Here is a 12,876-nt window from a genome sequence, read left to right as displayed (position 1 = left end):
AGCATTCGGAAGGAAGCGCATGTTAGATCTGAGGCATGCGCAAGATAGCCGACATGCAAAATCGTCTGATCGCTGCCTTCGGTGCCCCGGCACCGTCCGGGGAAGAGCGCGCGCGCAATGATGCTGCGGCTCCAATCTCCTTTCCAAAACAGACCGTTTCGGAAGCACCGCCAAGCCCGGCCTGGCTGAACTTCTTTTCCCGTCTCGGCAGTCACCGCGAAGCGCCGGTTTCCGTTGCTGCTCCGTCCATCGATCCTGCCAATCTTGCCGATGCTCTCGGCGAAGTCGCCGTCACCCGCACGGCCGATGGTCGCATCGTCGGCGCCAATGGCATCTTCCGCAACCTGACCCGTTGTGATGCACCGGAAGGCCGCACGCTCGAAGGGCTTGGTTTTCATGCCCGTGCCCAGTCCGCCCGAACGATCGATCTGGCAGAACCGACACTCACCGGTCGCGACCTCGAAATCACCGGTCCGTCTGGCCTCCGCATTCTTTGGTGGCGCGATGTGCCCGTCCGCGACGCTGACGGCAATGTTCTGCTGCACGGCTTTGCCCGAGATGTTACCGAGGAACGGCTGGCACGCGAAGAGCAGGATGTGGCACGGCTGAAGGCCGAAGCCCTCAATCTCACAAAGTCCCGCCAGCTTGCCACGGTCGTGCATGAATTGCGCACACCGCTCAATGGCATTCTCGGAATGGGGCAGCTTCTCGGCCGCACGCATCTGTCGCCGGAGCAGCAGAACTATATCGGCGGCATCCGTCAGGCCGGGCAGGCACTCGCCCAGTTGGTCGATGACCTTCTCGATTACTCCACCATGGAAGCCGGCCGCTTCAAGCTCAACACGCGCGCCGAAAACCTGCGTCAGTTGATCGAAAGCGTGGTGGAAATGCTGGCCCCGCGCGCCCACGAAAAGCAGGTGGAAATCGGCGCGACCGTCATGTCCGACCTGCCGGACCTGCACGATTTCGATCCCGCCCGCCTGCGACAGGTTCTGTTCAACGTCATCGGCAATGCAGTGAAGTTCACGCAGACCGGTGGCGTCCTCATCCGCGCTTGGCCGGAAACGGATAACGTCGTCATCACTGTATCTGACACCGGCCCCGGCATGACGGCGGAAGAACAGGCCCGCATCTTTGGCGAATTCGAACAGGCGGGCTCTGCCGAAGCTCGCAGCGGCGGCACCGGTCTCGGCATGGCCATTTCGCATCGTATCGTTCAGGAATTCGGCGGCTCTCTATCCGTGGAAAGCGAGAAGGGTGTAGGCTCCACTTTCACCATCCGCCTGCCGCTGGCGCCGACCGAAAGTGCTGCCGCTTTTGTTGAGGGCACGCGCGCCCAGCCATCTGGCCGAGCCGAGGCCTTGCGTCCCTCTCGCGTGCTGCTGCTGGCGCCGGAAGGCCCGTCTTCGTCCGCCATCATCGGCCTGATCGAAACACTGGGCGGCACCTGCATTCAGGTCGGCGGCAGCGCAGAGGCAGAGACATTGATCGAGGAAAAGGGCAGGAGGGCGGATGGCTTCACCGATCTCATCGTCGATCACCGTCTTGCAGGCGGACCGGCCGGAACGCTGGTTCATGACGGTCTGCGGCGCATCCTGCTCGTCAATCCGGAAGATCGTGGCAGCCAGCCGCAGGAACTTTACGATGCCTGGCTCATCCGTCCCTTGCGCGAACGCACGCTGATCGATGTCCTGCGCGGACGTCTTGGCGGTCGCGAACCGTCAGCGCTGGCACCTGTCGAAACCCCTGACGTGCCGAAGTCCGGGGAAACCACACCGGCAACCCCGTCCGGCCTGTCCATTGTTCTGGCGGAAGACGATGCCGTCAGTGCGATGCTTTATTCGACCATCCTGAAGCGCTCCGGCCACAGCGTCACGCGGGTTGCTGACTTCCCGTCGCTTCTGGCCGCCGCCTGTGGGGATAACCCGCCTGATCTTGTCATCTCCGACATGCATATGCCGGGCGGCGAGATTGCCCAGGCGCTTGCCGCCATCACATCCTCCGCGAACGGTCGTGGTGAAACGCTGCCCGTCATCATCCTTACCGGTGAAGGGCGCCTGAGCCAGCATGTTCAGGTGCTTTCAGCCGGTGCCGCCCAGGTGATGGAGAAGCCCGTCTCGCCCGACAGGCTCAATGAAGTGGTGCGTCAATTCGGTACGGCAGCCATGCGCCAGGCATCTTGACGTCGCCAGCCAATGTGACAAACACTGTCACGGCAATGTCGCATGGAAATGATTTATGACAGCCATCGAAGCGCTAATATGGGCGATCCAATATGACTGTCGAACTGCTTGCTCGGGGCGTCACCATCGAAACTAACCAGCTTGTTCCGCAGGTTTCTGCGGGCACGGACGTATTCGGCCGGATAGGCTCTCTCGAAACCCGCCTTGCTCGATCCTCCCGCGAGATCGACGCTGCGCAGGCTGTCCGTTATCGTGTCTTCGTTGAGGAAATGGGCGCGCAATTGCCGGCGGAAGCCATGCGGCGCCAGCGCGATTTCGATGCGTTCGACGATATCTGCGACCATCTTCTCGTTTTGGATCATGCCATCGAAGGTGATATCGAAGACCAGATCGTCGGCACCTATCGTCTGCTGCGCCAGGAAGTGGCCATGGCGCATGGCGGCTTCTATTCGGCATCGGAATTCGATCTCGCGCCGCTTCTCGCCCGTCATCCGGGCAAACAGTTCATGGAGCTCGGCCGCTCCTGCGTGCTGCCGGACTATCGCACCAAACGCACGGTCGAACTGCTCTGGCAGGGTAACTGGGCCTATGCGCTTAAACACGGCATGGATGCCATGTTCGGCTGCGCCTCTTTCCCGGGCATCGACCCGCAGGAACACGCGCTGGCGCTCTCCTTCCTGCACCACAATTCGCAGGTGAAGGATGAGTGGATGGTCTCTGCCCAGCCGGATCTCTACCGGAACATGAACATGATCCCAGCCGAAGAAATCAATCCGCGTCAGGCGCTCTCGGCCATGCCGCCGCTGGTGAAAGGTTATCTGCGCCTTGGCGCGATGATCGGTGACGGCGCCGTTGTCGATCAGGCTTTCAACACCACGGATGTGTTGATCGTTCTGCCGATCGCTGTCATCTCCGGCCGCTATATCAACCATTTTGGCGCCGATGCCGGGCGGTTTGCGAGCTAAAACGCCTGGTGCCGGGTAGTCACCACGATTTCCCGGATTGCGCCGTTACAGGGTGCCGCGAGGAATAGTGCGGGCAGATGCTGCCCGCATTGCTTTTGCTGCTTCTGCGGCGATCCTTGACATGAACCCTTTGCTGAAGTGACCAAGCGGCGATTGTTTCTCGACTGCGAAAGATGCCGCGAGATCATCGGTATTGAATTCATCGACAATGACCCAGGCAGGCATTCGCAGGTTTGCCGAACGTGCCTCAACGGGCGGGATTTCAATCGCCCACCGATCCGATCCTGGCGGTTGACTGGTAATGGGAAACAGCAGGGACTTATTGCGGCCGTCTGAGCCGATCATGATCAGCATAACGCAGGTTGGCCGGGCTTTGCGGCCACTTTCTTCGCCGCGATCATATTCGCGAGCCCAAAGGTAGGAATAGAGAATGACGTCGCCATGGGCGAAGCTACTCATCCTATGAGTTGCCTTTCTCGGCCATGCTTTCCAGCGCCATGATCAACTCTTCACGTTCACGCGGTTCGACATCATCGGCGTGGTGGGCTTTCTGGTTGCCGCCTCTCCGCATCTGGTCGAATTGCTCGACTGTCATCAGCACGAATTTGCGCCTGCCCTGTGCAGTGATCTCCACCGGGCCGTCAGAGGTCGCTTCGGCCACCTCGTTCGACTTATGGCCCAGTTCGGCGAGTGTGAAACTTGCCATGATAAGCAATCTCCTGATCAGTCTTCGTGCACTGTATCGACCTGATTGTCTTGCAGCAGGAGTTCATCAATCACCTCCACCGTCACCTTCAGCGACGGTTTCCCCTCACGCGTAACGACAAACGGCTCACCCTTCGCGGCCTCTTCCAGAAGGCGCGACAAGTTTTTCTGAGCTTCCTGAATATTGACGGTCTTCATGAGCGACATTCCGCGAGTGGACCTTGTTCATGCAAGGTAATCCACTCGCGGTTGCCATTCAAGCGGACGGCTGCCGCGTGACGTCAGGCGTTATAGGCCGCGATCGCCGCCATGTTGACGATATCGCTGTCCTTGGCGCCCATCGGGGCGATCTGCACCGACTTGTCTAGGCCGACCAGAAGCGGGCCGATCACGGTCGAGCCGCCAAGCTCCTGCAGCATGCGGGTGGATATCGCCGCCGAATGGATCGCCGGCATGACGAGAACATTGGCCGTACCGGACAGGCGGCAGAACGGATATTGCTGCTGCATGCGCTCGAGATTGAGCGCCACATCGGCCCCCATTTCACCGTCATATTCGAAATCGACCCGCTGTCCGTCTAGGATCTTGACCGCCTCGCGGACCCGCTCCGAACGTTCGCCGATCGGCTGGCCAAAGGTGGAATAGGCCAGCATCGCCACACGCGGCTCATGCCCCATACGCTTGGCGACGCGGGCGGCTTCAATTGCGATCTCGGCCAGATCCTCTGCCGTCGGCATGTCATGCACGGCAGTATCGGCGACGAACACTGTTCGCCCGCGTGCCAGAACCATCGACACGCCGATCACCTTGTGGCCCGGCTTGGCGTCGATGCAGCGGCGCACGTCCTGCAATGCTGAGGCATAGTTGCGGGTCGTGCCCGTCACCATCGCATCCGCATCACCCAGCGCCACCATGCAGGCGGCAAAGTGGTTGCGGTCGTTATGGATCAGGCGCTGTACGTCGCGCAGCAGATAACCTTCACGCTGCAGGCGTTCATAGAGGTAGTCGATATAGACATCCACGCGGTTCGAAATACGCGCATTGACGATTTCGATGCCGGGACGATCGAGTTCGATGCCAGCCTTTTCCGCCGTTGCACGAATGACGTCATCGCGACCGAGCAGGATCGCGGTGCCAAGCCCCTGCGCCATATAGGACACTGCGGCGCGCATGACCTGTTCTTCTTCCGCTTCGGCAAACACGACCCGCTTCGGATATTGCCGTACACGTTCGTAAATATCTTGGGTATTGGCGGCGATCGGGTCGATACGGGCCGAAAGCTGGCGGCCATAGGCGGCCAGATCGGTGATATCGCGACGTGCCACGCCACTCTCCATCGCCGCCTTGGCGACAGCAACCGGAATGGCCGAGATCAGGCGCGGATCGAAGGGCACGGGAATGATATACTGCGCGCCAAAGCGTGGGCGAACACCCTGATAGGCGGCGGCCACGTCGTCCGGCACATCTTCGCGGGCGAGATCGGCCAGCGCCTGTGCGGCGGCAATCTTCATCGCGTCGTTGATCTGCACGGCGCGCACATCCAGCGCTCCGCGGAAAATATAGGGGAAGCCCAGCACGTTGTTGACCTGGTTCGGATAGTCCGAACGGCCGGTCGCCATGATCGCGTCATCGCGGATCAGTGCCACTTCTTCCGGGGTGATTTCCGGGTCCGGGTTGGCCATGGCAAAAATGATCGGTTGGTCCGCCATCGAGCGGATCATCTCTTCGGTAAACGCGCCCTTCTGCGAAAGGCCGAACACCACGTCCGCGCCCTTCATGGCCTCTTCCAGCGAACGGCGGTCGGTCTTTGCCGCATGTGCCGATTTCCACTGGTTCATGCCCTCGGTGCGGCCCTGATAGATCACGCCCTTGGTATCGCAGAGAATGATGTTTTCCGGCGCAAAACCCATCGCCTTGATCAGTTCGATACAGGCAATCGCCGCAGCACCGGCGCCATTGCAGACCAGCTTGGTGGTCTTCAGGTCACGGCCGGTCAGCTCCAGAGCATTGATCAGGCCGGCGGCGGCAATGATCGCCGTGCCATGCTGGTCGTCATGGAAAACCGGGATATCCATCAGCTCGCGCAAGCGGCTTTCGATGATGAAACATTCCGGCGCCTTGATGTCCTCGAGATTGATGCCGCCGAAAGAGGGGCCGAGGTAACGCACGCAATTGATGAACTCGTCGACATTTTCGGTGTCGACTTCAAGGTCGATACTGTCCACATCGGCAAAGCGCTTGAACAGGACCGACTTGCCCTCCATCACCGGCTTCGATGCCAGCGCGCCGAGATTGCCGAGACCCAGAATTGCGGTGCCGTTGGAAATCACGGCCACCATGTTGCCGCGCGTCGTGTAATCATAGGCGGTTGCCGGGTCCTCGGCGATCGCCTTCACCGGCACGGCAACGCCGGGAGAATAGGCCAGAGACAGGTCGCGCTGTGTCGCCATCGGCTTGGTGGGGGTGATTTCCAGCTTGCCGGGGCGGCCGTTGGCGTGGAAGTCGAGCGCCTCGCGGTCTGTAACCGATGCGCGGCCCTTGGGCGTCTTGTCTGCTGCCATGGTGTCTCCGTTTCCCTGTTTTTCTGTCAGTATCATGTGGGCAGAAGGCCGGATTGCCGCCGCCATTGTTGTGTTTCCGGGTCTATCATCGATAAGGTCGCCTTTTCCCGGAAGCAACACAAAACGGACCATCGATTTGCAACGCCTGCCGACCGACACGCTCGATACTGCCCGCCTTATCACCGAGGAAAGCCGTGCCTCGGCCACCCCGATGATGGAACAATATATCGAGATCAAGGCCAACAATCCCGGCTCGCTGCTGTTTTACCGCATGGGCGATTTCTACGAGCTGTTCTTCGATGATGCGGCGGAAGCCTCGCGCGCACTGGGCATTACGCTCACCAAGCGCGGCCAGCATATGGGGTATGATATCCCAATGTGCGGCGTGCCGGTCCATGCTGCCGATGATTACCTGCAGAAGCTGATTTCGCTGGGGTATCGTGTCGCCGTTTGCGAACAGATCGAAGATCCGGCCGAAGCCAAGAAACGCGGCTCGAAATCTGTCGTGAAACGCGATGTCGTGCGCCTCGTCACGCCCGGTACGCTGACCGAGGAAAAACTGCTCGTCGCCTCCGAATCCAATTACCTGATGACGCTTGCCCGCATTCGTGGCACTGGCGAACAGCAGATGGCACTTGCCTGGATCGATATTTCCACCGGCGTTTTTCGCGTGGCCGAAACCGAACACGCGCGTCTGCTCGCCGATATCCTCCGTATCGAGCCGCGCGAACTCATCCTCGCCGATGCTCTGTTTCATGATCCCGAGCTGAAGCCGGTTTTTGACGTGCTCGGCCGTGTTGCCGTGCCGCAGCCCGCCGTGCTGTTCGACAGCGCCATGGCAGAAAGCCGCATCACCCGTTATTTTGGTGTCGAAACCCTCGACGGCTTCGGCACATTCTCGCGCGCAGAACTGGCCGCCGCCGCCGCCGCCGTTGCTTATGTCGAAAAGACCCAGATTGCCGAACGCCCGCCGCTCGGCCGACCGGAGCGCGAAAGCGGCAACTCCACCCTGTTCATCGATCCCGCCACGCGCGGTAATCTGGAACTGACAAAAACGCTTGCCGGCAGCCGTGACGGCTCGCTGCTCAAGGCCATCGACCGCACTGTCACCGGTGGTGGCGGACGACTTCTCGCCGAACGGCTGATGTCGCCGCTGACCGACCCGCAAGTCATCAACCACCGTCTCGACTCCATCTCCTTCCTGATCGATGAGCCATCTCTCTGCGCCGATCTGCGAACCGGCCTCAAACATGTGCCCGACATGCCGCGCGCGCTGTCGCGTCTTGCACTCGATCGTGGTGGCCCGCGTGATCTCGGCGCCATCCTCATCGGCCTGCAGGCCGCCCGCACCGTCGGTCAGAGCCTGTCGCAGGTCATGCTGCCGCCGGAACTGGAAGAGGCGATGGCAGCGCTCGCCGCCCTGCCGGATGATGTCGAAAACCTGCTTTCCGGCCTTTTGGCGCAGGAACTGCCGCTCCTGAAGCGCGATGGCGGTTTTGTTGCCGATGGCGCTTATGCTGAACTCGACGAAGTCCGCGCTCTGCGCGACCAGTCGCGAAAGGTGATCGCCGGCCTGCAGCTGGAATATGCGGAAGAGACCGGCATCAAGTCGCTTAAGATCAAGCATAACAACGTGCTCGGTTATTTCATCGAAGTCACCGCCGGCAATGCCGGACCGATGACCGATACGCCGGAAGCAAAAGCCCGATTCATCCATCGCCAGACCATGGCCAACGCCATGCGTTTCACCACGACGGAGCTGGCCGATCTCGAAACCCGCATCGCCAATGCCGCCGGCCAGGCGCTGGTCATCGAGCTCGAAGCCTTCACCCACATGACCAATGCGGTGACGCAACAGGCCGAGGCCATCAAGGCCGGCGCCCGCGCGCTCGGCATCATCGATGTCGCGGCCGGTCTTGCCATGCTGGCGGAAGAATGGGGTTATCGCCGCCCGATCGTTGATGACAGCCGCATGTTTGCCATCGAAGGCGGCCGCCATCCGGTGGTCGAACAGGCTTTGCGCCGCCAGTCGGCCGGTGCTTTCATCGCCAATGAATGCGACCTTTCACCCCGCGATGGCGGCGAATTCGGCGCGCTCTGGCTGCTCACCGGTCCCAACATGGGCGGTAAATCGACTTTTCTGCGCCAGAACGCATTGATCGCCATTCTCGCCCAGATGGGGTCTTTCGTGCCGGCGGCATCCGCCCATATCGGCGTGGTCGACCGCCTGTTCTCCCGCGTCGGCGCATCGGATGATCTGGCGCGTGGCCGTTCCACCTTCATGGTGGAAATGGTGGAAACTGCCGCCATCCTCAATCAGGCGACGGACCGCTCGCTGGTCATTCTCGATGAGATCGGCCGTGGCACCGCCACCTTCGATGGCCTGTCGATCGCATGGGCCGCCGTTGAACACCTGCACGAAGCCAACCGCTGCCGTGGCCTGTTCGCCACCCATTTTCACGAACTCACGGTTCTCTCGGAAAAGCTCAATCGCCTTTCCAACGCCACCATGAAGGTGAAGGAATGGGATGGCGAGGTCATCTTCCTGCACGAAGTCGGCCCCGGTGCCGCCGACCGGTCTTACGGCATTCAGGTTGCGCGTCTGGCCGGCCTGCCGGATGCGGTGGTGGAACGCGCCCGCGACGTATTGACCAAGCTGGAAGATTCAGATCGCAAGAACCCGGCCAGTCAGTTGATCGACGACCTGCCGCTGTTCCAGATCGCCGTGCGCAAGGAAGAAACGCGCCGTGGTCCGTCCAAGGTCGAGGAAGCGCTGAAGGCTCTCAACCCGGATGACATGACCCCTCGCGAGGCGATGGACGCGCTTTATGCGCTGAGGAAGCAGTTGGCGGAGAAATAGGGGCACATTGGCATACTATGCCATTCTGTTATGATGGGCTTCGCACAACAGCCGCGAGGCCCAGCCATGCCCACCCGCAATGTCGTTTTGACCGAACATCACGCCGAGGTTATTGATCGTCTGGTGAAATCCGGCCGTTACCAGAATGCCAGCGAGGTTTTGGGCGAGGGGCTGCGGCTGGTGGAGCAGGAGGCCAAGGCTGATGCTCTGGAACTCGAATTCCTACGCCGTGAATATGCATTGGGCAAAGCGAGTGGGGAGGCGGAGGAGTTTGATCCCGAACTGTTTTTGCAGGAGTTGAAGGCCGAGCGGCGTTCTCACAATGGCTAGATACAGGCTGTCACCGCATGCAAGAAAACAGCTGCGTGACATCTGGCATGACATTGCAGTTCATAACGAAGCCGCGGCCGATCGTTTTCTGAGCCATCTTGTCGCAAAATTCAAACGTGCTGCCTCTCATCCGGAAATCGGAGTGGCTCGACCAGACATTGGCGACGTGGCGCGTATGCTGGTCGAAGGACGCTACGTCGCGATATACGAGCCGACGAAATGCGGTGTCGAGGTCGTTACCATCGTGCATGGGATGCGCGATCCATCAAGCTGGATCGCCTGAGAAAGCGCGCTACCCTTACCCCTCATCCCCAAAACTGAACCGTCCGAAATCGAACGCGCCCCCATGCGCCATCGGCTTCTGAGCCACGCTCTCCGTGGCCGCACCCGGCTCGGTTTCCAGCGAGCGTTTCACCAGAACCGGCGGTTTCATCGCAACGCGCTGGCCAGGTGAAAGCAGCGCCCAATGCGCAAGCGAGCGGATCGCGACGGGTTCGGTCGATGCCGTGCCGCTGACAGGAGCCGCATCCTTCAGTACCCGGATTTTTGCCAGATCCTGACGGATCGCAGGATCGCCGAAAGGTTTTGAAACGGGAGCGGGCAGGGTCGGGCGCTGTGCCGGGATCGGGCCGATCGAGGCAACCACGATATTGTCCGGCGGCAAATCCGTCGTCTCGACCGCCTTCGGTCGCGGCGAGGGCACGGGAATCGCGGCAGTCAGCAGTTCCACCTGCTTTTCCTCGCGCTTTTGCGCAATCTCGGTCTTTTCCTTCGGGCTGCCGCCGAACTTGCTCTGCATGTCCAGCGCTGCCTGTGCCCGGCTTGTCGGTGTCGGCAGCATGGCGGTCACGAGGCCGCTATCATCGGCGTCGCGAGAACGACCACGCGCAATGACCGGTGCTGCATCATCGTCGTCATCCTCGGCGGTGGCGGCAATCTTGATCGAACGCGCGCCGACGCGGCGTTTGTAATCGGCCAGCGCCTGCTGATAACCCGGCAGCGGCCGCCCATTGGTCGGCAGATGCAGCGTCTTTCCATTCGGGAAAAGTCTTGCCAATTCGGTCTGCGACATGCGCGGCCATGCACGCACGCTGCCCACGTCCAGATGCACGAAAGGCGAACCGGAAGTCGGGTAATAGCCGACGCCGCCCACCTGCATCTGCATGGCGGTGGCGCGCAACGTCGAGATTTTTACGCCCGGAATGAAGAAGTCCATCGCCTTGCCGAGCGTGTGCTGGCTTTTCTTGGCAACGCCGGTATTGCGGGAGCGTCCACGCAACATGTTATTGGTGCGCGGTGAGCGATAGGCCGAAACCACGTGAATGTAATCCCTGGCGCCGACACGATCATACACTTCCCAGACCAGATCCAGCAGGCGCGGATCCATCTTGGTCGGCTCGTTGCGGCGCCAGTCGCGCAGGATACGGTTGATCTGGTTCAGGCCCTTCTGGTCGAAACGGCCATTGCGTTTGTAAACGATGTTGGCGCGCTCGCCCGTATGGGTGAAATAGAGTTTTAGGGATCGCGTCTCAGCCGCAGCAAAGCCACTGCTGGCCATCAGCAGGGGGAGTGCCAGCAGGCCGGCGGCCAGACCCTTGGCCGGCCGCGTCAGAGAACGGCACATTCGCGTTGCGACATCTCGGCAAAAGGAAGTTACGACCGAAACGCCGTGCGGAAACTCGAACGCCACCATGACAACTGCAAACCCAGATTACGCGGGACATTTGACACTCCTTAAGAGCGCCGCGGATCAGCAATTATGGTCAATAATTTCCTAATAAGAGGTTAGCCCTTCGCCAAACTGTCATATCGGCGAAATCCGAGTCTGTTTCGTTTGTACTGGCTATTGCGGAAAGGCATGATTATTGTGCGTTGCAACAAAGCCTGCCGATCCTCCTCGTGATACGGAGAATTCGACCATCGCATGCACACCATTCTGTCCATCGTGCCGACGGCCGGCCTTCGCTCCACTTCGAACAGGCGTGTCGCCGCGTTGCGCATGAAAATGTTCGAAAATCATACAATCGTCACATTGCCGGTTCGAAAGACAGGCGCTTGAAAATGGTATCGCGCCGCACTTGAGCTATTCAAAATTCGCCTATTTCCTTCCGCAAAATCATACCCCCTGTCAGACAGAACCCTGGAGTTGCCATGAGCGTGAGTTGGACCGATGCCGCCATTCTTGGACTTGTGCAGGGATTGACCGAATTTCTGCCGGTCTCCTCGAGCGCGCACCTGCGTATCCTCGGCGAATTCCTGCCCTCGGGCACCGATCCGGGCGCAGCCTTCACGGCCATCACACAGCTCGGCACGGAAACCGCTGTTCTCGTCTATTTCTGGAAGGACATCATCAGCATTGCCACCGCATGGCTGCGGCAGGTCTTTCGTGTCGGTGATTACGACAAGGATGCCGCCCGCATGGGATGGCTGATCATCATCGGCTCGCTTCCCATCATCGTGCTCGGCCTGCTCTTCAAGGATGCGATCGAACACGGTCTGCGCAACATGTATATCACCGCCGTCATGCTGATCGTCTTCGGCCTCATCCTCGGCTGGGCGGATCGCATCGGCAAAAAGAAATACGCGTTGAGGCAACTGATCTGGCGCGATGGCATCATCTTCGGTTTTGCGCAGGCGATGGCGCTCATCCCCGGCGTTTCCCGCTCCGGCGGCACCATCACCGCCGGCCTGATCATGGGCTACACACGTGAAGCCGCCGCCCGTTATTCCTTCCTTCTCGCCGTGCCCGCCGTGTTCGGCTCGGGTTTCTATCAGCTCTTCAAGACGATGGGTGAGGAAACCGCCGTCGCCGCCGGCCCGACGGCCCTTGCCACGGTGATCGCATTCGTGGTCGGTTACGCGGTCATCGTCTGGTTCCTGAAACTGGTTTCGACCAAGAGCTACATGCCGTTCGTATGGTACCGTCTGGTCATCGGCGTGGTGCTCCTAGGCCTGCTGTTGACCGGCGTGGTCAGCCCGATTTGATGAGAGATTGGGGCTGGCTTTGGCCGGGCCCTCCAAATGGAGGTTCGACCGCAGGTCGAAGGATTTGCATGAACCGTTTTATCGCGCTTCTCGGCCTCGTACTTCCATCCTTTTGCGCACTCTCCGTGCAGGCCGAAAATCGGCCCGTCGAGGCTTTTTTTGCGGGTCAAGGTTGCGCCGTTGGTCCGTCGACGGTCGCGGCCGCCATAGCCCACGGCCTCGATCGATCGGCTGTCGAGGCGTATGCGGCAGCTGTTCGCGTCGAGCCAAAAAACATCAGAACCGGC

Annotated in this window: 11 protein-coding genes; 6 read left to right on the top strand and 5 right to left on the bottom strand. The window is 60.4% G+C overall.

The window, feature by feature from the left end; translation table 11 throughout:
• Nucleotides 1–53: 53 nt before the first annotated feature.
• On the top strand, nt 54–2,183 hold the full coding sequence (locus tag ACRQ1B_RS10395) for a hybrid sensor histidine kinase/response regulator (RefSeq protein ID WP_432293492.1): 2,130 nt from the start codon (nt 54–56) through the stop codon (nt 2,181–2,183).
• Nucleotides 2,184–2,275: 92 nt separating this feature from the next.
• On the top strand, nt 2,276–3,148 hold the full coding sequence (olsB, locus tag ACRQ1B_RS10390; protein WP_432293491.1) for a l-ornithine N(alpha)-acyltransferase: 873 nt from the start codon (nt 2,276–2,278) through the stop codon (nt 3,146–3,148).
• Between the two features lie 45 nt (nt 3,149–3,193).
• On the opposite strand, the gene ACRQ1B_RS10385 is transcribed toward olsB, so the two are convergent.
• The 4 genes from ACRQ1B_RS10385 to ACRQ1B_RS10370 all read right to left on the bottom strand — a co-directional run bounded on the left by ACRQ1B_RS10385 (nt 3,194) and on the right by ACRQ1B_RS10370 (nt 6,414).
• The gene (locus tag ACRQ1B_RS10385; RefSeq protein ID WP_432293490.1) at nt 3,194–3,607 is read right to left on the bottom strand and encodes a hypothetical protein; all 414 of its coding nucleotides are present in this window, start codon (nt 3,605–3,607) and stop codon (nt 3,194–3,196) included.
• A gap of 1 nt (nt 3,608) precedes the next feature.
• A complete protein-coding gene (locus ACRQ1B_RS10380; protein WP_432293489.1) occupies nt 3,609–3,854 on the bottom strand; it encodes a type II toxin-antitoxin system prevent-host-death family antitoxin in 246 nt (81 codons plus the stop codon).
• A 17-nt stretch (nt 3,855–3,871) separates the two neighbouring features.
• Nucleotides 3,872–4,051, bottom strand: a complete 180-nt coding sequence (locus ACRQ1B_RS10375) for a type II toxin-antitoxin system Phd/YefM family antitoxin (RefSeq protein WP_432293488.1) — start codon at nt 4,049–4,051, stop codon at nt 3,872–3,874.
• A gap of 83 nt (nt 4,052–4,134) precedes the next feature.
• Complete coding sequence (locus ACRQ1B_RS10370; protein ID WP_432293487.1) at nt 4,135–6,414, bottom strand: NADP-dependent malic enzyme; 2,280 nt, start codon at nt 6,412–6,414, stop codon at nt 4,135–4,137.
• 211 nt (nt 6,415–6,625) lie between these two features.
• On the opposite strand from ACRQ1B_RS10370, the gene mutS reads away from it, so the two are divergent.
• The 3 genes from mutS to ACRQ1B_RS10355 all read left to right on the top strand — a co-directional run bounded on the left by mutS (nt 6,626) and on the right by ACRQ1B_RS10355 (nt 9,887).
• The gene (mutS, locus tag ACRQ1B_RS10365; RefSeq protein WP_432293861.1) at nt 6,626–9,274 is read left to right on the top strand and encodes a DNA mismatch repair protein MutS; all 2,649 of its coding nucleotides are present in this window, start codon (nt 6,626–6,628) and stop codon (nt 9,272–9,274) included.
• A 66-nt stretch (nt 9,275–9,340) separates the two neighbouring features.
• The gene (locus tag ACRQ1B_RS10360) at nt 9,341–9,604 is read left to right on the top strand and encodes a type II toxin-antitoxin system ParD family antitoxin (protein ID WP_432293486.1); all 264 of its coding nucleotides are present in this window, start codon (nt 9,341–9,343) and stop codon (nt 9,602–9,604) included.
• Entirely contained in the window at nt 9,597–9,887 is a 291-nt protein-coding gene (locus ACRQ1B_RS10355) for a type II toxin-antitoxin system RelE/ParE family toxin (RefSeq protein ID WP_432293485.1), read from the top strand. The genes ACRQ1B_RS10360 and ACRQ1B_RS10355 overlap by 8 nt, the downstream gene beginning before the upstream one ends.
• A gap of 15 nt (nt 9,888–9,902) precedes the next feature.
• On the opposite strand, the gene ACRQ1B_RS10350 is transcribed toward ACRQ1B_RS10355, so the two are convergent.
• Nucleotides 9,903–11,228, bottom strand: a complete 1,326-nt coding sequence (locus tag ACRQ1B_RS10350) for a peptidoglycan L,D-endopeptidase MepK (RefSeq protein WP_432293484.1) — start codon at nt 11,226–11,228, stop codon at nt 9,903–9,905.
• Between the two features lie 527 nt (nt 11,229–11,755).
• Here ACRQ1B_RS10350 and ACRQ1B_RS10345 point away from each other — a divergent pair.
• Nucleotides 11,756–12,589, top strand: a complete 834-nt coding sequence (locus tag ACRQ1B_RS10345; protein WP_432293483.1) for an undecaprenyl-diphosphate phosphatase — start codon at nt 11,756–11,758, stop codon at nt 12,587–12,589.
• Nucleotides 12,590–12,876: the final 287 nt, after the last annotated feature.

The organism is Endobacterium panacihumi (assembly GCF_050847465.1).
GTDB classification, from domain to species: domain Bacteria; phylum Pseudomonadota; class Alphaproteobacteria; order Rhizobiales; family Rhizobiaceae; genus Neorhizobium; species Neorhizobium panacihumi.
Note: the sequence above shows the minus strand (reverse complement) of the source record. Positions and strands in the feature narration are given on the sequence as shown.